This is a genomic window from Pseudomonas sp. LAMO17WK12:I1, assembly GCF_900177315.1.
Classification (GTDB): Bacteria; Pseudomonadota; Gammaproteobacteria; order Pseudomonadales; family Pseudomonadaceae; genus Aquipseudomonas; species Aquipseudomonas marginalis.
In genome coordinates this window covers 96,480-115,177 of record NZ_FWZV01000002.1, presented here as the reverse complement: position 1 = coordinate 115,177, position 18,698 = coordinate 96,480, and the positions used below count along the sequence as shown (strand labels likewise).

Here is an 18,698-nt window from a genome sequence, read left to right as displayed (position 1 = left end):
CATCTGAGCTGATTACATAAATGATCGTCCGTTCTCCTTACTCTTTGAAGGCACCTCCCTTGCCTATCACTTTCAGAGAGTCTCAATTATGAACGACACGATAGCTGTACATTTGCCTGATCTAGAAGGCCGACTGTGTACAGATTTAGAAACCCGACAGCAGATGGCCACAGACCTTGGCAATATCCTCTCAGAAATCCCCTGTGCGGTACTGCGGCCGCAGTCTGGACAAGACATCGCAACTGTACTGACAGCGGCTGGACAGCTGGGACTATCGGTCACGATCAGGGGGTTGGGACGATCAGTCTACGGACAAGCCGTCGTGGGCCCTGGCGGTGTGCTAATTGACATGTCGGGATTCAATAAAGTCCATACGGTCGAACAAGACCGGTGCGTTGTCGATGCGGGCGCGACTTGGACCTCTGTACTTGAAGCGACAATTGCGCATGGGCTGACCCCTCCCGTGCTAACGGACTTCGTAGACCTGAGCGTTGGAGGAACGCTTTCTTGGGGCGGCATGGGCGCAACATCCTTCCGGCAGGGCCTCCAGGTCGACAACGTGCTAGAACTTGAGGTCATAACTACAGATGGCGCCCTCCACCATTGCTCCCCAGAAAAAGAAGCTGACCTTTTCTATTCTGTCTTGGGTGGCATGGGACTTGTCGGCGTTATGACGCGTGTCACTCTTCGCTTAATCGCAGCGCCCAAGCGGGTTCGTCGCCTTCAAATCCCCTACTCCGAACTTGCAGTCATGCAAGAGGACCTGCTCAAACTGGTGAAAGAACGACGTGTTGATGCTGCAGAGGGGCTGATCGTTGCACCGCGAGGCAAATGGGAAAACCTGATGGAGATTTCGATTTTCTATGACACGGATGAGCCTGACGAAGCGTTTGTGCTGTGCGGCTTACATGGTGCGGTGGACGCAATCACCCGGATTGACTCGACCTACGCTGAATTCACCACCCGCTTGGGCGACCTTAAGACGCTTCCATGCCAACCAACCGAAAAGCCGCATGCTCATCCTTGGTGGTCAACTATGACTTCTCAAAACTTGAGTACCGCTCTCATTGGCCAACTGGTCAACAGTATGGATGCGTCAAAGTCCGGCCCATTCGATCTGATCTTGACCTATCCTGTGCCGACTGCGGTCTCGCGTACGCCATTGCCGAGGGTACCGGCTACAGAGTGGCTATTCCTCGTGGCCAATTTTCTATGTGTCGACGCTGCGGATCATGTGCAGATTGCTGAAACACTCGAGCAGAACCGCGAGTTGTTTGAGCAATCAGCCGCCGCTCACCCTCACGGAGCTGTAGATCCGGTTTGTGCCGTTGATTACTCCAAGAGCGAATGGGTAGCGCATTTCGGAGATGTTTGGCCGGCTTTTGAGGCTGCAAAACACAAATATGACCCACTAGGCACTCTGGACAAGGCGCGTAGAGTCTTCTGAAAGATGACGCACGAGAGGAGTTGCATACTGTTATCAAATAGGCACCTGCAGCTCTTCCGGATTTCCACAGCTGAAATCTGCATTGTTCCTGGCTTACAAAATAAATCGGGGTCACCTGCCCCCTTGTGTGATGACATGTCATCAGAGCTGATGACAGATGCAATCCCGTCACATGCCTATTCTGATCTCCGTTGGTAATTGTAAACAGCCCAACATTCAACGAATAAGCGAGAACTGTCAATCCTAACCACCGATAGTTGGGGCTGACATACCGCGCGCACCTTCTAATAATAAGAGAACAATAATAATGAGTAGAATAAAAAATAAAGTTTGCTTCCTATTGGCTCTTACTGCAATAGCAATGTGTCCAATAATGGTCCAAGCGAAGGAAGGCGCGGATTGGTATCCTTACGGTTCAGAAACGTGGATGGCAGGTGTAATGCCGCCTCCAGGAGTTTATTTTATCGATTATCTGGGGTACTACTCCGCCGATTTGCGTGATGGTGACGGAAGAAAGGCTCCAAGCTCCATCCACGCCTGGTTCAATGCCTTCCGAATAGCGCATGTTACAAATGTGGAAATTCTCGGTGGAAAGTTCGCGTGGCATATTATTCAACCTACGGTGCACATGGCGTCTGAATCTCCTGAAGGAAAAGTGTCTGGAACCCGCTTCGCTGATTTGACCCTGGGACTGGCTAATAGCTGGCACCACAACAACTCAAGTTGGACAGCCGGGCTGGGTATAAACCTCCCTACGGGTTATTACAGAGCAGGCCGCCCACAAGAAAGCGCAGGAACTGGATACTGGAGCGTAGAGCCGTCTCTCGCTTATACCTACCTGAGTGATACCGGGTGGGAGTTTTCCACCAGATTTGCTTACTTTTTGAATGCCACGAATCACGATTACAAGCCCGCTCCCGAAACTCAGTCAGTCGACTACCGATCAGGTGACGAGATTCATATCGACTACCTGATTGGAAAGCGCTTCGGTCCCATGGGGGTCGGTATTTCAGGCTATTGGGTGAAGCAAATTAACAACGACGAGATCGATGGATCAGCAATGCCCGCCACCCCATTCACTTCCGAAGGACGCAGGGGACAAGTATTCGCTATAGGCCCGAGCGTGACTTACCAGGCAAAGTCGGGAGTTTCCGTAAGCCTGCAGTGGAACCATGAGTACCAAGTTAGAAATCGTTTCGGGGGCGACAAGACGTTGATGAAATTCAGCGTGCCATTCTGAACCCTATGACCAGCTTGTTTGAAACTTGAAAATTATCCACTGCACTCACGCAAGGAAAGTACCATGCCCCAAGCATACTCAGAATTCCATCTGCAACCCATTGCAGGTAAATGGCGCGAAGGCTCGGCCAAAAACATCCTGAGTGTCACTGATCCGTTCGACCAGCAACTGCTGTGTGAAATCACCATGGCGAACGAGAAGGATGTGGACCAAGCCTATGATGCTGCCCGCCAGGCGCAAAGGAATTGGGCAGCACAGGGGCCAAGTGCGCGCTCGGCAGTATTGTTGCGTGCGGTTCAAATACTTGATGAACGTCATGAGGAGCTGGTTGGCTGGATCATTCGCGAATCAGGTAGCACCCGGATCAAAGCCGAAATTGAGCTGCATTCCGCTCGAGCCATCACCTTGGAAGCTGCAAGCTTTCCCAATCGCGCGCATGGACAAATAGTGGCATCGGACACTCCCCACAAAGAGAGCTTGATTTACCGCAAACCACTTGGAGTGGTTGGCCTGATCAGCCCGTGGAACTTCCCCTTCCACCTTACCCAACGATCTCTGGCGCCGGCCTTGGCTCTTGGCAACGCAGTAGTCATCAAGCCGGCCAGTGATACACCGATATCAGGAGGTCTACTCCTGGCCAAAGTGTTTGAGGAAGCCGGTTTACCGCCAGGAGTGCTGAGTGTCCTAGTAGGCGCCGGGAGCGAAATCGGCGGGCCCTTCGTCCGCCATGCGGTACCAGGGCTGATCTCATTTACTGGCTCGACCCCTGTAGGACAGAATATTGCTCAGCAGGTCGGAGCTTGTGCACATCTGAAGCATGTCGTCCTTGAGTTGGGTGGTAACAACCCATTCGTAGTGCTTGCCGACGCTGATTTGGAGCAGGCAGTTAAAGCCGCGGTGTTTGGCAAGTTTCTGCATCAAGGGCAGATTTGCATGGCCATCAATCGCATCATTGTCGAGGCTCCCCTCTACGACGCGTTCATCACAGGCTTCGTCGAACAAGTCCGGAACCTCAAGGTCGGCGACCCCAAGGATCATGACACAGCCGTCGGCCCAGTGATAAACGTCAAACAGCTACAAAGCCACCTGCACAAGGTCGAGCAAGCCAAGGCCGAAGGCGCCAAACTGTTGCTGGGCTGCGAACCAAAAGGCCAGTTATTTCACCCACACGTGTTCGTAGATGTCACTCCTGAAATGGCCTTGGCGCGGGAAGAGATTTTCGGACCGATTGTTGGCATCCTGCGCGCTGACAACGAGGAGCACGCATTGTGGTTAGCCAATGATACAGAGTTTGGTCTATCAGCCGCAGTGTTTACCGCTGACTTAGCTCGGGGTATGCGTTTCGCTCGACGTATTGAATCAGGCATGGCACACGTCAACGACATTCCTGTAGCTGATGCGCCCAACGTACCTTTTGGTGGTGAAAAAAATTCCGGTATCGGCCGCTTCAACGGTGAATGGGCGATCAACGAATTCACGACCACCCAGTGGGTGACGGTTCAAGGAGAACCTCGCACCTATCCGTTCTGATCGCTCACCTCGCCCAAGTCCAAAAGCCAGGCCATGCTGTGCGAACCATTGCGGCCATTTGAGCAGGGTGGCTTCTGAAAGCACCAGGGTCACGATCCAACAGATCTGGCGCCCGGAGGATCGGGCATTGCGCGAGCAATTTCGGCGAAGCGAGCACCGCGAAGGTTTCGTTCTGGACGGTGCGGACTTCGTAACTTGGCCAGTTCGCAGTGCCGTGGCGGATATCCACGTCAATCATGTCCCGACTGAAATACAGCGACTCGTAGGAACATGACGAATTGATCTGGACATCCAAGCTTTAAGAGCAGAAATTTATGAAAGTTTCCTATTAGCCTTCCCGCGAACTACGTTCATCCATAATTTTTTGTAGATTAGCTTCGATCCAATCTGCGAGAACTTCAACATGGTTCGCTACCTCAAGCCCCATAGGAGTAAGGCTATACTCAACATGAGGTGGCACTACCGGATATGATTTACGTACAACAAATCCATCGACCTCCAAAAGCTGAAGTGTTTGTGCAAGCATTTTTTCGCTCACGCCTCCAATTTTTCTACGCAAATCGCTAAAGCGGTGCGTACCTGAAATTAATGCGATTAATATCAAGACGCCCCAACGGCTCGTGACATGTTGAAGGACGATCCTTAAAGGGCAACCTGCGTCAAATAGCTGACCCTTCCGTAATTGGTTAGCCACGGTAGTGGATCGCTTAAAGACTTCATATGGTATGGAATCAGACATACATACTTACCTTCAGGTGCGTACTTACAAAAATATTGCTAGGCAAATATTCTGCCTACACACACATTTTTTGTACAAGGAGCTTCTTCATGATTGCCATCACCGGTGCGACTGGCCAACTCGGCCGACTCGTTGTTGAAAAACTCATACAGAAAACACCCGTGTCCGATATCGTCGCCCTCGTTCGCAGCCCAGAAAAGGCGAGCAACCTAGGCATAACGGCTCGTGCAGCCGACTACGCTGAGCCTGAAACTCTTGTCGCAGCCCTCGCTGGAGTTGACACGCTACTATTGATTTCATCAAGCGAAATCGGCAAACGCGTGGAACAGCATCAAAACGTCATCAATGCAGCAAAGCAGGCAAAAGTGAAGCGCATCGTTTACACCAGTCTTCTGCGTGCAGATACCTCACCATTAAGCCTCGCCGAAGAGCACCGCCAAACAGAGGCTGAACTTAGAGCCTCGGGTATTGAGTTCACCATTTTGCGCCATGGATGGTACGCCGAGAACCACACTGGTTTTATCCCCGGGGCGCTTGCTGCCAGTGCTTTTATTGGCAGCGCAGGGGCTGGCGAGATTGCGGCGGCAACCCGCGAAGACTACGCGCAAGCTGCAGCATTTGTGCTCACGAGTGAAGGTCATGAGGGTAAAACTTACGAACTGGCTGGCGATACTGCATGGACACTGTCTCAGCTTGCTGCAGAAATCTCTCGTCAAACCGGAAAGGCTATCCCTTACCAAAATTTGCCTGAGGCGGATTATGCCCATGCATTGACGGGTTTTGGTCTACCAGAACCACTGGCCCGCGCCGTCGCCGGATACGATGTCAGCGCATCCGAGGGTGCACTTTTCGACGACAGCCACCAGCTCTCGAGGCTGTTAGGCAGAGCCACTACCTCACTTTCAATAGCGGTCTCTGCCGCCCTTAAAAACAGTGGGACTGGCCCTCTGTAATTCGTAACGGGGCTAAAAATCTCCAATAATCAACAGCGGCCCTAAGGCAGGCATCTAACCTCACACCAGCCCACGCGACCAGCCCTACGAATGTAGTGCCGGGCCATGAGCTTTCCATGGTGCCTTCCCGCGATGGCACGCCGAGCGAAAACGGCTTTATTGGGCGACAATACATTGCTGGGTCGCAGCAGCCGCATTCTGAGCCGATTGGACTTCCCTGTGCGCACCATGGAAATGCACCATGATGGGTTGTCGGTCGCCCACGCAGAAGGCTGGTCATTGATCGATTGGCAAGGCGCGGAGCATCCCACGCAGGATCTCCTGTGCTCCCGCCGGAGAACTGCACCATGGCTGGAGCTTGAGCGAACAAGTCAGTAGCTTTCGATGGGATGCTACCGGCACAGCATTATACGCCATCGCATCAGGGACAGGCGACATCCTCAGGATGCAGCCTGGCAGCAACAGCGTGCGCCGACTGGCTACCTTGCCACGCGGAGGGGGAAGCCTAAGCGGCTTGACTTTGGATGCACAGGGCGGTGTGTGGACAACACAGCTGATGGCTGGAGTCTTGCGCGCTTCGATGCAGAGGGCAATCTGGACCGAATGATACGCCTTCCAGTACCCAGCCCCACCGACCTATGCTTCGCAGGCAACGAGGGCACCACTCTGTACATCACCAGTTCCCGCCAAGAGCTCATGCTGGAAGTGCTCGGAGGCGCACCTGACTCAGGTTGTTTACTGCAACTGGAAGCAGAAGTTGCAGGATAGATAGTGACAGTGAGTTGCTGGCGCCTGGACAGCTAACGCGTTGGGGGCACATTATCGACACTCAGAATGCTGGCCAGTATGTGACGCTATCAAGGGGTTATTCATGTCATTTGATCTTCATCACTTGCTCCTCGTCTTCACGGCCTACATCGTTGGAGCTGCGAGCCCCGGCCCCAGCAACATGCGGATTATGGGCGTGGCAATGCATCAAGGCCGTAAGCCTGCACTTGTGCTGGCGGCAGGCGTGATCAGCGGTTCGTTTTTCTGGGGATCCATGGCAGCTACAGGCGTCTCAGCCATCCTGGCGCAATATGCTCAGGCACTTGTTGTGTTAAAAATAGCGGGAGGAATGTACCTATTTTACCTCGCTATTAAAGCCGGCCGTTCCGCCATTACCTCCAATGCCCAACTTGAAAACGAAATGGCAGCAGCCCCGCTGCTTCTAGCTTCAGCCTCTACCGGCGCGGCCTGCTTATGCACCTCACAAACCCTAAAGCATTATTAGGCTGGATCGCGACAATGACACTCGGGCTGGGACCTCAAGCGACACCTGTTACCGTCGCAATCATCCTGGTCGGCTGCGCCGTGCTGAGCGTCACGATCTTCTGCAGCTACGCAATTGTCTTCTCCACCGCTCCGATGATTCGAGGATATCGTAGGGCTCGTCGATGGATTGAAGGTACGCTCGCAATAGTTTTTGGAGCCGCTGGAATGAAATTGCTCTTCTCCCGCACTTGAATTCCGTCAAAGATCGCTTAAAGCATCACACCGGCCGGAATCATGCGATGCAAGCTTCGCGCTGATGAGCAAGCAAAAAAGAAGCACTCACAATCTCTTTTTTACTGGCCATTAACGACCAATAAAGTCAATATATCGACCACAGTTTTTTTTCGGTCTTATCGGAATCATTGGTAGGTGGAACGACCTCACCAAGCGAGGAATCCAAAAGAACAGCAGCTTCCGTCTGCTTGTTGATAAAGAGATGCTTCGCGGGAGGCCCTCTCCACGGGAATGGAGGTCCGTCCTATATGCCTGAGCATACGTTTGATCGTAATACTAAAATCTTCTATAGACCTATTGACGCAGCATTACGGTGGTGCAACCTCATTCATCATGAAGCAGAGATAGTTCGAGCCGATGAGTTCTGCCCGGAGAAACTTGGAAAACTCTTTCCACAATGGCCGTGTTTACGTGTGACTACCGAAGCAATTTACGACGCAGTGCGTAATGGAGAGTTGCCTTACGGATGTCTTGGCATTTCCGTTCCTATAGGAACTTACGTGGAGCCCTACCAATTAACCATACGCCACTCTGACTTGCGTCGCTGGATGCAGACTCACTATCCCGACCAAAAGCCTAGCTTTCTGTTTGAGTCCAGCAAAGATCATGATGAAAAAGTTAGCCTAGGGGCGTTCCTTGCACTTAAAGCCGATCGAGACACTGTTCTGCGGGAGCTGTATACACTACAGCAACACCATCAAACCCTCTTGAGAGATCTTCAAGCGATCGGGTTAGAGCGGGATGAGCTCAATGCATTGGTCAAAACACACGACCACGTCAGTGAGCGTAGCGAAATTACGTATCAGAATATCATTGGCGTTTTAGTCAGCCTGCTCTTGGGCCACTCACCCGCAGGTAAGCCTCTCTCCGTGTTCAAAAACCAAGCCGCAATCGTCGATGCAATTCTCGCGCGCTACAGAGACGTGCCCGGCCTTAGCAAACGAACGCTGGACGAAAAATTTGCCGCGGCCAACCGTAGCCTAAAAAAACACACGTAATCGATGCGTTGCGCTGCAATCCCTCAGATTGCAACGCAATGACTCCCAGCCACTTCTGCTATTCAATTCAGGTCACTTCCCATCACGCGCCAATTAGCGCCAGGAGTGACCAGCATGTCCAGTCAAGCCTTCCCCATCGCTGAAATGCCTCAACCGCTGATCGAGCATCACATCATGCGGCGTGAGGAGGTGGAGCGTAAAACCGGCTTCAAGCGTGCACACATCTATAGCTTGATGAAGGAAGGAAAATTCCCCCAAGCCAGACGCATTGGACTACGCGCAGTCGGCTGGGACTCGCTGGAGATCGAACAATGGATCAATGAGCGTTTGGCGCAGCAGGCCTGATGCCATGCGTGTGGTATCAGTGGTGTCTACCAAAGGTGGAGTGGGCAAAACAACAGTGGCTGCCAATCTCGGCGGTCTGCTGGCGGATGCGGGTCTACGCGTGCTACTGCTCGATCTGGATAGCCAACCCACCCTCTCCAGCTATTACGCCTTGAGCCAGAAAGCTGTCGCTGGCGCGTACGAGCTTATTGCACTCAACTTAACAACGCCTGCACAGATTGTTTCCAAGACCGTGATTGCAGGGCTCGACCTCATCATCTCCAACGACGCTCAAGGCCAGTTGAGTACATTACTGCTACACGCCCCTGACGGGCGATTACGGCTACGCAATTTGCTAGACGATTTTCGCCCCCGTTATGACCTGCTTGTGATCGACACCCAAGGCGCACGTAGCGTGCTGTTGGAGGTGGCCATCCTCGCCTGCGATATCGCCCTCTCTCCCATCACACCGGAAATGCTAGCTGCCCGCGAACTACGCCGCGGCACTTTGAGGCTATTCAGTGAACTCGAACCATTTCGTCACCTGGGTATTACGCTGCCACCGTTGCGACTGCTGCTGAACCAGGTAAATAGCATCCGAGTAGACACACGAATGATCATCCGTGGCCTGCACGAGGCCTTCGCTGGGGCTCCCAACATCTCAGTTCTAGACACCGCAGTTCCAGACCGAGTGGCTTACCTCAATGCCGCCTCCCTTGGTCTACCAGCCCACCGAATCGAGACTCGCCAGCCACGTGAACGACGCTCGCAATCAGCACTGGAAACCATGCAAGCGCTGGCCATCGAGTTGTTTCCGGAATGGCACGAGGCGATTTCTAAGGTGAGTAGATACCCAGAGGTCCGATAAGGCGAACTTCGAAGACTGAATTTCGCGCCAAATCATTTTGTTTGTTCAACCCTGAGGAATAGCGTTTGGCGAGGAGTCTTTTTGATGTTGGATCAGTTTCCCATCGTCGTTCAGCCATCCATTCGACAAGATCATCCACCTAGCGAGGAATACTGCACTGTGGTCTTTCGCCTGCAGCATGGGCGTTCGGCCATGGGTTGGTTTCTCACGGAATTGTGTCGGTATTTCGAAGGTTCGGGAAGAGCCGAGATCGTTAAGCTCGAGGTCGGTGACCATTTGCGTAACCGGAGTTAACTGAGGCTGTTCAAATGAAAAAGCTCAGTCAGGAGGAGATCGCCGACAAACTGCACCAGGACCATTTTCCTCGGGGTCCAGAACTGGAGCGACTATCCGATCCAGTCATCGACACCCCCATGCTGGTCACGCTGGAACAGTTGCGTCCCTACGAGCACAACCCACGCTTCATCCGCAATCCACTTTATGACGATATAAAAGCCTCGATCCGTGAACGCGGACTGGATCAACCGCCGCCGATTACCCGCCGCCCGGGTGAAACCTACTTCATTATCCGCAACGGCGGCAATACGCGATTGGCGATTCTCGGTGAGCTATGGCAGGAAACCCGCGACGAGCGTTTCTTCCGCATTCATTGCCTGTTCCGCCCCTGGAGCAATGAAATCACCGCCCTACTCGGCCATCTGGCCGAAAGCGATCTGCACGGCCAACTCACTTTCATCGAACGGGCTCTGGCGGTAGCCAAACTAAAAACCATGCTCGAAGCAGATGGACCTGTGCTCTCACAACGTGAGCTGGCGCGACGTCTTGCAGCTGGAGGCTATCCGATTTCGCAGTCGCACATCAGCCGGATGCTCGACACCCTTGAACATTTACTGCCCGCCATTCCACAAACCCTATATGCCGGATTGGGGAAACCAAAAATTGAACGCCTGATTGGTCTGCGTAGCCAGGCTGAACGAACCTGGAATTGTTATCCAACCGACGCCATCGCTTTTCCCGAGTTTTGGCTCGACACCTTAGGGCAATTTGATGCCGACCCAGAGTCCTTCGACCTTGAGCAAATCCAGGATGAACTGCTCGAACGCATGAGTCGATTACTCGGGCAGTCCTACCGCATGTTGGCCTTGGAATTGGGCGATACCCAACGGGTCGTCCGGACGCCCGGCGTAGTCGTCACGCACCCGCAGAACAACCTTCTGCCGAGCGTCGATGAGCCCGCAGCCGAGCCTCCCTCTTCCGAGTCACATTCCAAATCAGCTGAAACCAGGATGCAGACCGAAACAGAACAAGAGCAGCAGCTCACGCTGCCCGTAACGAATGTCATATCAGCAATCAGTCCTCCGTCACGTGTCCAGCAGATCCGCGAACAGATTGATCGCGCCACTGCCACCGAACCAACAAAAACCGTCGCAACCTGTCCGATCGACGACATCTGGATCATAGCACCCACACTGGATACCCCCGAACAACTGCGCTTAGCCATTGCCGGCCTGGCTCGGGAAATGGCGGCCTATGCCGGACGCCCCGAGAGCATCATCGACCAGAAGCATGGCCTGGGCTTCACCCTCAGCATTGAGCAACTTGATCTTGCAGCGCCTCGTGCGGCCGGCGTTCACCTAATGCTCTTGGCGCTGCTGCGTGCCCAAGACGAAGTGAACTGGGAGGATCGCAAGCAATTACCCTCAGCCCTGTTCGGGCAACTGCTATTGGGGGTCTATCAACTCCCGCTGGCCGATCGTCCCGCCGTGGACGTAGGACTGGAGCGACTGCCTGATTATCTGTTAATCAAACTGTATCGCCTCATTCGCTTAGCCCGGCGCCTGACCGACTTAACGCTTACCGATGAAGACGATTCACCAAGGGAGCTGCCATGAACCTGTCCTTCAATGTGCTCAACCAGGCCATGCTGACCCAGGTCCTTCACGAGGTACGCCTGGGTAATCTGCAACGTTGCAAAGCACTCGGACTGGGTGAAGAGGACATCTACCTGTTGCAATCATTACCGCCGACCACACTGTCACGCCTGGCCCATGCCACTGTCCCCTGGGTTGAGGTCAAGATTGATTCGCCGGTGTTGCATCGGTTGATCGACCAGGCCGAACGTGACGAACAGAACGAGCGCCTGATCAACCGAGCGCTCAAGCTCGGTGCCAGCAGTACCATAATGTACCAGTACTTCGGTTTGGCGCATTCGGAAACCGCCCTGCGTCGACGTCTGCTCAAGATAGAAACCCGTAGGGGCCGCCCACAGAACCTGAGCGAAGAGCAGGAACATGCGCTCTGGCAGCGTTGGTGCCAACTACGCGATCAGGAAGGTGTTGAGAATCAGCTCGACGCCATGATGATGTTGGCGGAGGAGCAACAGATCAGCTTGGCCATCGTTTGGCAGCAGATCGACCATTACAGCAACGGAACATGAACACTACCCCTTCCAGTCGCTGGCAGCGTGTTTTGCAGCAATGCACCCAACAACTAAGTGAACGTTGGCCCGCACGCCCCACCACTGAACCTCCTTCCAACCAGGCTCTGCAGGCGGGTTTTTTGTTCAGTGGCCAATCTCACGAAGTCGTGCCGCGTCGCTTGCTGCTGGATAGTCGGCTAACGCCATTGGAACGGAATGCCTGGCAGGTGTTTCGACTCATGCTACACGGTCAGGGCGTCGTCACACCGCGCTATGAAGATCTGCAGCCTTATCTGTCGAGCGTGCCCTACGGTGCGTCAGCCTCCCGTGAGACCATCGCTCGCGTCTTGACGATGCTCAGGTTGACACGCTGGCTTAGCTTGGTGAGTCGTGGCCGCGATCAGCTCAGCGGGCGCCTGCAAGGTTCTCTGTACGTCCTGCACGATGAACCGTTAACTCCCGCCGAAGCCATGGAGCTGGATCAGGATTATCTGGAGCTGGTCGGACATGCCCTCTCTCATGCGACCAAGGCCGTGCGAATCGTCGCTCAGCATGTTTTGGAAGAAATTCGCCAAGACACGAATATCGATCTAGGTCGACTCCCCTCTCGGCTCGACAGTTGGAGCGACCATTGGACACAACAAGGATTGGATCAGACGACCGATGAAGCGTTACACGATTCCGAACTGGGTGGCGATCACCGCGTTCGGAATCGTGCGGGACCTTGTTCGGATTCCGAACCGGGTCTGAACGCCCATGTTTTCGGCAGCGTTCGGAATCCGAATGCCGCCTGTACTGTATTAAAAGAAAGTATATGTACTGTTCCGCGCGCGACCCCAGCAGTGGATAAACTGCACTGGCCTGATCCGTTGCACCTGAGTCTGAGCGAGCGGCAGGCCGTCACCGTGACGCTGAACAAGCTAAAACCAGCAGATCGGCAGGCGGTGCTCAACGAAGCGGGCGCGCGATGTGCGGCAGGAAACGTCCGCAAACCCGCGGCGTATCTGATGGGCCTGATCCGGCGGGCGCTGAAAGGCGATTTCCGCCCTTGGGCAGGTCAGGCTGAATCGTTACCCTTTGCAGAACCGTCACCCGCTCCCCCGCGCCAACTTAGGAAAAAGGGCGAACCCGCCTCTGCCCTCGCCCAAGCGTGCTTGGATGAACTGCGCCAGCTACGTGGTAAGCGCCCTGGACGTCAGTAGATTTGATGCCACTGGCATCACTGTCAAGCGTGTCGAAAATCAACCGTCTCGAACCAAATCGAACAGACCGCATTCAGCTTTTCGGCTGTCCTTGACCTTCATCTGTCGCAACGTTCCCGTCCAAGCCTATGTGAGGACGACACCGTGGCCGATCACTATCAGCTCAACCTTGGCTCATTGCGCAGCAGCATCACCCTGACACTGCATACCCACCACGCCGCCCGGATCTGGCAAGGCCGGACCGCACGCGAAGGCGTCCACTCGATCATGGGCATGGCGGGCTACATCAGCGTCACTAACCTGATCAAACAGGCCGCAGCGCAGGACGATCCTTATGCCGACTGGGCGATCGTGCAGCTCGAAGAAAAATTGATGCAGGCCAAGGCGGGGATGCTGGAACTGACCCAGCAGTTGGACCGGATCAGACAGGACCTGCCGACGCAGATCGACATGAGCGATAACCTCAATATCCACCCCGTCACCTTACCCTTGTACATCGGCAGCCAACTGGGGTTTCTCGCCGTTTACCTGCTGACTGACTACGACACGCTGGTGCGGCATACCCTGTTGGCCCATCACACCGCATTGATCGGTCGCAGGGACATGGAAGCTTGGATCGACGACGGCGCCCACCTGCTGCGCAGCCTGTTTGGCCAGGCGCAGCGATATCGGCATGCTGGCGTCACCCGTGATGACATGGCGGCGAACAACGCTCGTGCTCTAGCGGCCATGGAGAAGTTTGGATTACCCCCTATGGACATCCTTGAGGGGCATCGCCGCTCCCAGTTCGCGCCACCCATCATTCGTCGTGGTGCTGTGGCAGTGAATGGCGCTGGCGCGTTGGCAGAGGAAGCAGTCGAGCCATCTGCAACAGTCGATGAGCCGGAGGACGAAGTATGAGGCCCCTAATCCCGACTCAACCAATGCCCCTCGAAACACTAACACCGGATGCCTATCGACAGCTCGAACACGCTGCCTCCCTAAAAGGCCTTTTAAAACCTTTTAAGGGTAAGGGGGAGCTGGCATACCTGGCGCAGGTGGCGAGGGAAACCGAGGCGCAGTTACGTCGTCTGATGGACGCTGTGGCGCAGCAGGCCGGACAACCGCCTTACTCGCTGCTGGATATTCGCTTGGTGCTGCAGAACACCAGTGCGGGCAGCACCTTTTTGCGATGGCGCACCCGTGACTTCGCCCGTATGGGCGTTGCGGTCTGGGAACGCCAAGCCTCCAACAAGGCCTTGCCGCTAGCCGTACGTGAGGAATTGCACCGTTTCGAATGCGCGCGCATTGCACTGAACTTGCAGATGAGCGTGGTGCATTCGCTCTACCGTCAGGCTTCAACCTGCGCGATCAAAATGGCCAGCGCCGAACGGCTGCTGCGCCAGTTCACACCAGCAGCGGAGATATCACGATGAGTACTTTTTTCGTCGGCGAAGGCAACATCGGCAGTTCGCCAGAATTCCAGGAATTTCCATCAGGCAATGACGAGCCACGGCGTTTGCTGCGCCTGAATGTGTACTTCGACAACCCCGTGCCACGCGATGGCAGCTATGAGGATCGAGGCGGCTATTGGGCGCCGGTCGAGCTCTGGCACCGCGAGGCTGAACACTGGAGCACGCTGTACCAGAAAGGCACGCGCGTGTTGGTAGAGGGCCGCACCGTGCGCGATGAGTGGGAGGACAGTGAAGACAATGCCCGGGTCACCTTCAAGATCGAAGCGCGTCGTGTCGGCATCCTGCCTCATCGTGTGCAGAACGTGGTCATGCGGGAGCGCTCAAGTGAATCAGTCTCGTCTGCGACTCCCGTCGGGCAGGCTACAGATCAGGCCAGCTCGCCTGCGTCGAAGTCCAAAAAGCGCAGAGGGCAGCCACCATCGGCATGACGGGCTTGAGGCATAAAAATTGCGCCTTTGCGCGAAGTTCCTGGCCTGTCATTACTCGCTGCTCGTGAAGCACTGTCGTCCACCTGACTGCAACCTAGCAGCCTCGCCCCCATTCAAGACTGCCCTCACCGACTAATATGAGAGGCCTGCCATTCAGGTTTCTCATAGCTCGCCATTGCTGTTTCCAACAACGCTGCTCCGAACTCAACCCGGAGCAGTTCTATGCGTCTCTTTCTCTGCGAGAAACCCTCCCAAGGTCGTGACATCGCCAAGGTTCTCGGAGCCAGCCGACGTGGCGATGGTTGCTTGATCGGTCCCGAGACAACCGTCACCTGGTGTATCGGTCACCTGCTGGAAACGGCCCCACCTGAAGCCTATGGCGATCAGTACAAAACCTGGTCGTTGGATCATCTACCGATCATTCCCGCGCAGTGGAAGATTGAGGTCAAACCCAAGACTGTCGCGCAGTTCAAAATCATCAAACACCTGCTCAACGAAGCTACCACCGTCGTCATCGCCACCGACGCCGATCGCGAAGGTGAAATGATTGCCCGCGAGTTACTGGAACGCTGCAACTACCGAGGCCCTGTTGAGCGCCTCTGGTTGTCCGCACTCAACGAGGCATCAATTCACAAGGCACTGTCCTCACTGAAGTCTAGTCAGGAGACCCTCCCGCTCTATCACTCAGCCCTCGCCCGCAGCCGCGCCGATTGGCTGATTGGTATGAACCTCAGCCGTTTGTTTACCCTCCTAGGCCGGCGGGCGGGCTATGACGGCGTACTGTCGGTTGGACGCGTCCAAACGCCCACTTTGCGCTTGGTGGTTGATCGAGATCGCGCGATTGCCAGCTTCGTCTCTATGCCGTACTGGGTGGTGGATGTGCACCTGTCCTCAATGGGGCCCCCCTTCATCGCATCTTGGATACCACCAAGTTCAGGACGTGACGAAGCCGGTCGCTGCCTGCAGCAGGCGCTTGCCAGTCAAACCCTCCAAGCGATTTCTAGCAGCAAGACCGCCACCGTAGTCTCGCTGCAGACTGAGCATTTGCGCGAAGCGCCACCCCTGCCTTTCGACCTGAGCACTCTGCAAGAAGTCTGTTCACGCAAGTTTGGACTCGGCGCTCAGGAAACGCTGAACATCGCCCAAGCCTTATATGAAACCCACAAAGCCACCAGCTATCCGCGCAGCGATTGCCGCTATTTGCCAGAGAGCATGTTTAACGAGGTAGCCGCGGTATTCGATGCCCTGCTCAGAATGGATCCCGCGTTACGCCCAGCGCTCGGAAGCATCGATCGATCACTGCGCTCACGAGCATGGAACGATGGCAAGGTCACTGCGCACCACGCCATTATCCCCACCACCGAGCCGGCGAATCTCACGCGGATGTCCGATCAAGAGCGCCAAGTCTACGAGTTGATTCGTAGCCACTACCTCGCGCAATTTCTGCCACATCACGAATTTGATCGAACCGAGGTCGAACTGGAGTGTGGCGAAGAACGGCTAACCGCTGTTGGCAAGCAGATCCTGGTTCAAGGCTGGAAAGGCTTACTCTTCGACAACGCCGAAGACGATGAACCCAGTCAAAAGTCCCAGGTATTGCCCGTCCTACAACAGGGTACACAGTGCGCAGTGGACGACGTCGAACTCAAGTCCATGCGCACCACTGCTCCCAAACCGCTCACCGAGGGCGATCTAATCAAGGCGATGAAAAACGTCGCCAAGCTGGTCAACGATCCGCGCCTCAAACAGAAACTTCGGGACACCACCGGTATCGGCACCGAAGCCACACGAGCTGGCATCATCAAAGGGTTGATTGATCGCGGTTACTTGCTGAAGAAAAAACGTGCATTAACGGCCTCCGCAGCGGCCCATACCTTGATCGAAGCGGTACCCGCTGCAGTCGCCGACCCGGGTATGACAGCGATCTGGGAGCAAGCTCTGGATGAAATCGAAGCAGGACGTCTGACCTTGGATGCATTCGTTGCCAAGCAGGCGTACTGGATAACGCAGTTGATCGCAAACTGCGGAGCGCTCACCTTGTCGGTACCGGCCGAAGCTGGGCCAGTCTGCCCCATTTGCAACGCCTCAATGCATAGGCGAAAGGGAAAATCAGGACCGTTCTGGTCATGCTCCCACTACCCGGACTGCAAAGGCACCATGCCGATCAGCAAAGGGACGCGTCGTCCATGAGTATCCGTCCGGCCAAGGCATTTACTCAGCCCCGCCTAACCAAGGTAGCAACCGCCCCATACAACTCGAGACAGGTATTGGGAGCGGTAGCTCCCACCAATTGGATGACTAACACACTTGGGTTGTATATCTGTGATTGACTTAAGACCCCGTTAGCTTATCTCAACATCTTGTTTTGCGCCTTTCCAAGCAGAGCCAGCTTCACAGGCACCAACGCGATGAATGCATCCGATGCCCTCCACCAAGGGCACCGGACGACAACACAACTATTGGACAGCAACAGCCACTACTGGGCCGGTGTCGCCGAAGCGGTCTGGCTGCCAAACATCGCTTCGAAGCGGGGCTTGTTGGCGGCGTAGTACTCGGCAACCACCTTATCCGCCGAACTGTCACGGGCGCTCGACATCAATTTCTCAAGATCGGCCTTGGGGATCTTGAAGTTAGCGAAGAACCGGGCTACATCGGGATGTTCCGCACTGAAGCCTTTGCGGGCAATCGCGTGAATTTGTTCGGCGCCCCCGAAAACCTGCTTCGGATCATCCAGGTAGCGCAGCGGCCACTTGGCGAACATCCAGTGTGGGCTCCAGGCGTTGATCAATGCCCATTTGTCACGCTTGATGTTGCGATCCAGCTCGCTCAACATGCCAGACTCTGAAGAGGCGACCATCTTGTAGCCATCGAGCTTGTATTCCTTGATGGCCTTTTCCGTGAGTTTGTATTGGCCATTACCCACTTCCGAGGTCAGGATCTTGCCGCCGAGTTTTTCCCGTACTTCAGGCTTGTTGAGGTCTTCGACACTGGCGAGTTCGCTGGTGGGAATAGAGGTTGGCACGGCCATGCCGATCCGACCTTCATACAGCACGCCGAGGTCTTCAAGCTTGTCCTGATATTTGTCGTAGAACGCCTTGTGCGTGCTCGGCAGCCAGACCATCGGGATCAGGTCGATATTGCCGTTGGCCAAGGCCTGGAACTGAATGCCAATATCGGCGAGCACCAATTTGACCGGTTGCTTCAAGTGGTCGCGCAGTGCTGTATCCGCCAGCTTTACAGCGATTTCCGTATCCGACCAATTCACCCATCCGATGCGGATAGGCGTGGGCTCCTCGGCGTGGGCCACAAGGCTGCCGGCGGCCATCGCCAGGCCGGCAAGCCAGCCGATACAAGTTTTACTGGATAACGTCATCATGGTGCATCTCCGCGTACTGTATTAATAGTTATTGGCAGGGCAGCAGAAGAATTAACGTTCCCTCATCAGAGCAGAGTGCCACTACACCCTGGGATTTTATGTTAAGCGTGGATAAGTCCTAGTTATGGATAAAACCTTTCTGTATCCAGGTCGTTCGGACCTCCTCCGCCCT

The 18,698-nt window shown here is 54.9% G+C and carries 19 protein-coding genes and 1 pseudogene; 17 read left to right on the top strand and 3 right to left on the bottom strand.

The window, feature by feature from the left end; genetic code table 11:
• Positions 1 to 88: 88 nt before the first annotated feature.
• From B9N88_RS03165 to B9N88_RS03155, 3 genes are all read left to right on the top strand, one after another.
• The gene (locus tag B9N88_RS03165; RefSeq protein ID WP_027603265.1) at positions 89 to 1,447 is read left to right on the top strand and encodes an FAD-binding protein; all 1,359 of its coding nucleotides are present in this window, start codon (positions 89 to 91) and stop codon (positions 1,445 to 1,447) included.
• A 373-nt stretch (positions 1,448 to 1,820) separates the two neighbouring features.
• Positions 1,821 to 2,687, top strand: a complete 867-nt coding sequence (locus B9N88_RS03160; protein WP_218188740.1) for a SphA family protein — start codon at positions 1,821 to 1,823, stop codon at positions 2,685 to 2,687.
• A gap of 63 nt (positions 2,688 to 2,750) precedes the next feature.
• The gene (locus tag B9N88_RS03155; RefSeq protein WP_027603263.1) at positions 2,751 to 4,217 is read left to right on the top strand and encodes an aldehyde dehydrogenase family protein; all 1,467 of its coding nucleotides are present in this window, start codon (positions 2,751 to 2,753) and stop codon (positions 4,215 to 4,217) included.
• 24 nt (positions 4,218 to 4,241) lie between these two features.
• On the opposite strand, the pseudogene B9N88_RS32815 reads toward B9N88_RS03155, so the two are convergent.
• A pseudogene (locus B9N88_RS32815) lies at positions 4,242 to 4,509 on the bottom strand (LysR family transcriptional regulator); the annotation flags it as partial.
• A gap of 36 nt (positions 4,510 to 4,545) precedes the next feature.
• On the bottom strand, positions 4,546 to 4,956 hold the full coding sequence (locus B9N88_RS03145; RefSeq protein WP_081744348.1) for a winged helix-turn-helix transcriptional regulator: 411 nt from the start codon (positions 4,954 to 4,956) through the stop codon (positions 4,546 to 4,548).
• A gap of 89 nt (positions 4,957 to 5,045) precedes the next feature.
• Between B9N88_RS03145 and B9N88_RS03140 the strand changes: the two genes are divergently transcribed.
• From B9N88_RS03140 to B9N88_RS03075, 14 genes are all read left to right on the top strand, one after another.
• Positions 5,046 to 5,909: an SDR family oxidoreductase gene (locus B9N88_RS03140; protein WP_043293218.1), complete on the top strand. Its 864-nt coding sequence runs from the start codon at positions 5,046 to 5,048 to the stop codon at positions 5,907 to 5,909.
• A gap of 384 nt (positions 5,910 to 6,293) precedes the next feature.
• A complete protein-coding gene (locus tag B9N88_RS33135; protein WP_081744347.1) occupies positions 6,294 to 6,677 on the top strand; it encodes an SMP-30/gluconolactonase/LRE family protein in 384 nt (127 codons plus the stop codon).
• 103 nt (positions 6,678 to 6,780) lie between these two features.
• Positions 6,781 to 7,182 carry a LysE family translocator gene (locus B9N88_RS32810; RefSeq protein ID WP_256221041.1) on the top strand — a complete coding sequence of 134 codons (402 nt, stop codon included), beginning with the start codon at positions 6,781 to 6,783 and terminating at the stop codon, positions 7,180 to 7,182.
• Complete coding sequence (locus B9N88_RS32805) at positions 7,152 to 7,415, top strand: LysE family transporter (protein ID WP_256221040.1); 264 nt, start codon at positions 7,152 to 7,154, stop codon at positions 7,413 to 7,415. Before B9N88_RS32810 ends, B9N88_RS32805 begins: the two co-directional genes overlap by 31 nt.
• Positions 7,416 to 7,705: 290 nt before the next feature.
• Entirely contained in the window at positions 7,706 to 8,455 is a 750-nt protein-coding gene (locus B9N88_RS03125; RefSeq protein ID WP_027603261.1) for a hypothetical protein, read from the top strand.
• Between the two features lie 114 nt (positions 8,456 to 8,569).
• Entirely contained in the window at positions 8,570 to 8,800 is a 231-nt protein-coding gene (locus B9N88_RS03120; protein ID WP_027603260.1) for an AlpA family transcriptional regulator, read from the top strand.
• Between the two features lie 4 nt (positions 8,801 to 8,804).
• A complete protein-coding gene (locus tag B9N88_RS03115) occupies positions 8,805 to 9,647 on the top strand; it encodes a ParA family protein (RefSeq protein WP_027603259.1) in 843 nt (280 codons plus the stop codon).
• A gap of 308 nt (positions 9,648 to 9,955) precedes the next feature.
• On the top strand, positions 9,956 to 11,539 hold the full coding sequence (locus B9N88_RS03105) for a ParB family protein (protein ID WP_027603257.1): 1,584 nt from the start codon (positions 9,956 to 9,958) through the stop codon (positions 11,537 to 11,539).
• The gene (locus B9N88_RS03100) at positions 11,536 to 12,084 is read left to right on the top strand and encodes a DUF2857 domain-containing protein (RefSeq protein ID WP_027603256.1); all 549 of its coding nucleotides are present in this window, start codon (positions 11,536 to 11,538) and stop codon (positions 12,082 to 12,084) included. Before B9N88_RS03105 ends, B9N88_RS03100 begins: the two co-directional genes overlap by 4 nt.
• Positions 12,081 to 13,268 (top strand): STY4528 family pathogenicity island replication protein, encoded by a 1,188-nt coding sequence (locus B9N88_RS03095; protein ID WP_027603255.1) that lies wholly within the window; start codon positions 12,081 to 12,083, stop codon positions 13,266 to 13,268. The genes B9N88_RS03100 and B9N88_RS03095 overlap by 4 nt, the downstream gene beginning before the upstream one ends.
• A 144-nt stretch (positions 13,269 to 13,412) precedes the next feature.
• A complete protein-coding gene (locus B9N88_RS03090; RefSeq protein ID WP_027603254.1) occupies positions 13,413 to 14,168 on the top strand; it encodes a PFL_4669 family integrating conjugative element protein in 756 nt (251 codons plus the stop codon).
• On the top strand, positions 14,165 to 14,683 hold the full coding sequence (locus B9N88_RS03085; protein WP_027603253.1) for a DUF3158 family protein: 519 nt from the start codon (positions 14,165 to 14,167) through the stop codon (positions 14,681 to 14,683). Before B9N88_RS03090 ends, B9N88_RS03085 begins: the two co-directional genes overlap by 4 nt.
• Positions 14,680 to 15,150: a single-stranded DNA-binding protein gene (locus B9N88_RS03080; protein ID WP_027603252.1), complete on the top strand. Its 471-nt coding sequence runs from the start codon at positions 14,680 to 14,682 to the stop codon at positions 15,148 to 15,150. Before B9N88_RS03085 ends, B9N88_RS03080 begins: the two co-directional genes overlap by 4 nt.
• Positions 15,151 to 15,372: 222 nt before the next feature.
• The gene (locus tag B9N88_RS03075; RefSeq protein ID WP_027603251.1) at positions 15,373 to 17,340 is read left to right on the top strand and encodes a DNA topoisomerase III; all 1,968 of its coding nucleotides are present in this window, start codon (positions 15,373 to 15,375) and stop codon (positions 17,338 to 17,340) included.
• A gap of 286 nt (positions 17,341 to 17,626) precedes the next feature.
• Here B9N88_RS03075 and B9N88_RS03070 read toward each other — a convergent pair whose 3' ends face one another.
• On the bottom strand, positions 17,627 to 18,526 hold the full coding sequence (locus tag B9N88_RS03070; RefSeq protein WP_027603250.1) for a glycine betaine ABC transporter substrate-binding protein: 900 nt from the start codon (positions 18,524 to 18,526) through the stop codon (positions 17,627 to 17,629).
• Positions 18,527 to 18,698 lie beyond the last annotated feature (172 nt).

Coding starts and splice junctions, on each gene's coding strand:
- B9N88_RS03080 (WP_027603252.1), top strand. CDS start 14,680: ATGAGTACTTTTTTCGTCGGCGAAGGCAACATCGGCAGTTCGCCAGAA.
- B9N88_RS03165 (WP_027603265.1), top strand. CDS start 89: ATGAACGACACGATAGCTGTACATTTGCCTGATCTAGAAGGCCGACTG.
- B9N88_RS03125 (WP_027603261.1), top strand. CDS start 7,706: ATGCCTGAGCATACGTTTGATCGTAATACTAAAATCTTCTATAGACCT.
- B9N88_RS03085 (WP_027603253.1), top strand. CDS start 14,165: ATGAGGCCCCTAATCCCGACTCAACCAATGCCCCTCGAAACACTAACA.
- B9N88_RS03160 (WP_218188740.1), top strand. CDS start 1,821: ATGGTCCAAGCGAAGGAAGGCGCGGATTGGTATCCTTACGGTTCAGAA.
- B9N88_RS03100 (WP_027603256.1), top strand. CDS start 11,536: ATGAACCTGTCCTTCAATGTGCTCAACCAGGCCATGCTGACCCAGGTC.
- B9N88_RS03145 (WP_081744348.1), bottom strand. CDS start 4,956: ATGTCTGATTCCATACCATATGAAGTCTTTAAGCGATCCACTACCGTG.
- B9N88_RS03095 (WP_027603255.1), top strand. CDS start 12,081: ATGAACACTACCCCTTCCAGTCGCTGGCAGCGTGTTTTGCAGCAATGC.
- B9N88_RS03120 (WP_027603260.1), top strand. CDS start 8,570: ATGTCCAGTCAAGCCTTCCCCATCGCTGAAATGCCTCAACCGCTGATC.
- B9N88_RS03155 (WP_027603263.1), top strand. CDS start 2,751: ATGCCCCAAGCATACTCAGAATTCCATCTGCAACCCATTGCAGGTAAA.
- B9N88_RS32805 (WP_256221040.1), top strand. CDS start 7,152: ATGCACCTCACAAACCCTAAAGCATTATTAGGCTGGATCGCGACAATG.
- B9N88_RS03075 (WP_027603251.1), top strand. CDS start 15,373: ATGCGTCTCTTTCTCTGCGAGAAACCCTCCCAAGGTCGTGACATCGCC.
- B9N88_RS03140 (WP_043293218.1), top strand. CDS start 5,046: ATGATTGCCATCACCGGTGCGACTGGCCAACTCGGCCGACTCGTTGTT.
- B9N88_RS03070 (WP_027603250.1), bottom strand. CDS start 18,526: ATGATGACGTTATCCAGTAAAACTTGTATCGGCTGGCTTGCCGGCCTG.
- B9N88_RS32810 (WP_256221041.1), top strand. CDS start 6,781: ATGTCATTTGATCTTCATCACTTGCTCCTCGTCTTCACGGCCTACATC.
- B9N88_RS03105 (WP_027603257.1), top strand. CDS start 9,956: ATGAAAAAGCTCAGTCAGGAGGAGATCGCCGACAAACTGCACCAGGAC.
- B9N88_RS03115 (WP_027603259.1), top strand. CDS start 8,805: ATGCGTGTGGTATCAGTGGTGTCTACCAAAGGTGGAGTGGGCAAAACA.
- B9N88_RS33135 (WP_081744347.1), top strand. CDS start 6,294: ATGGGATGCTACCGGCACAGCATTATACGCCATCGCATCAGGGACAGG.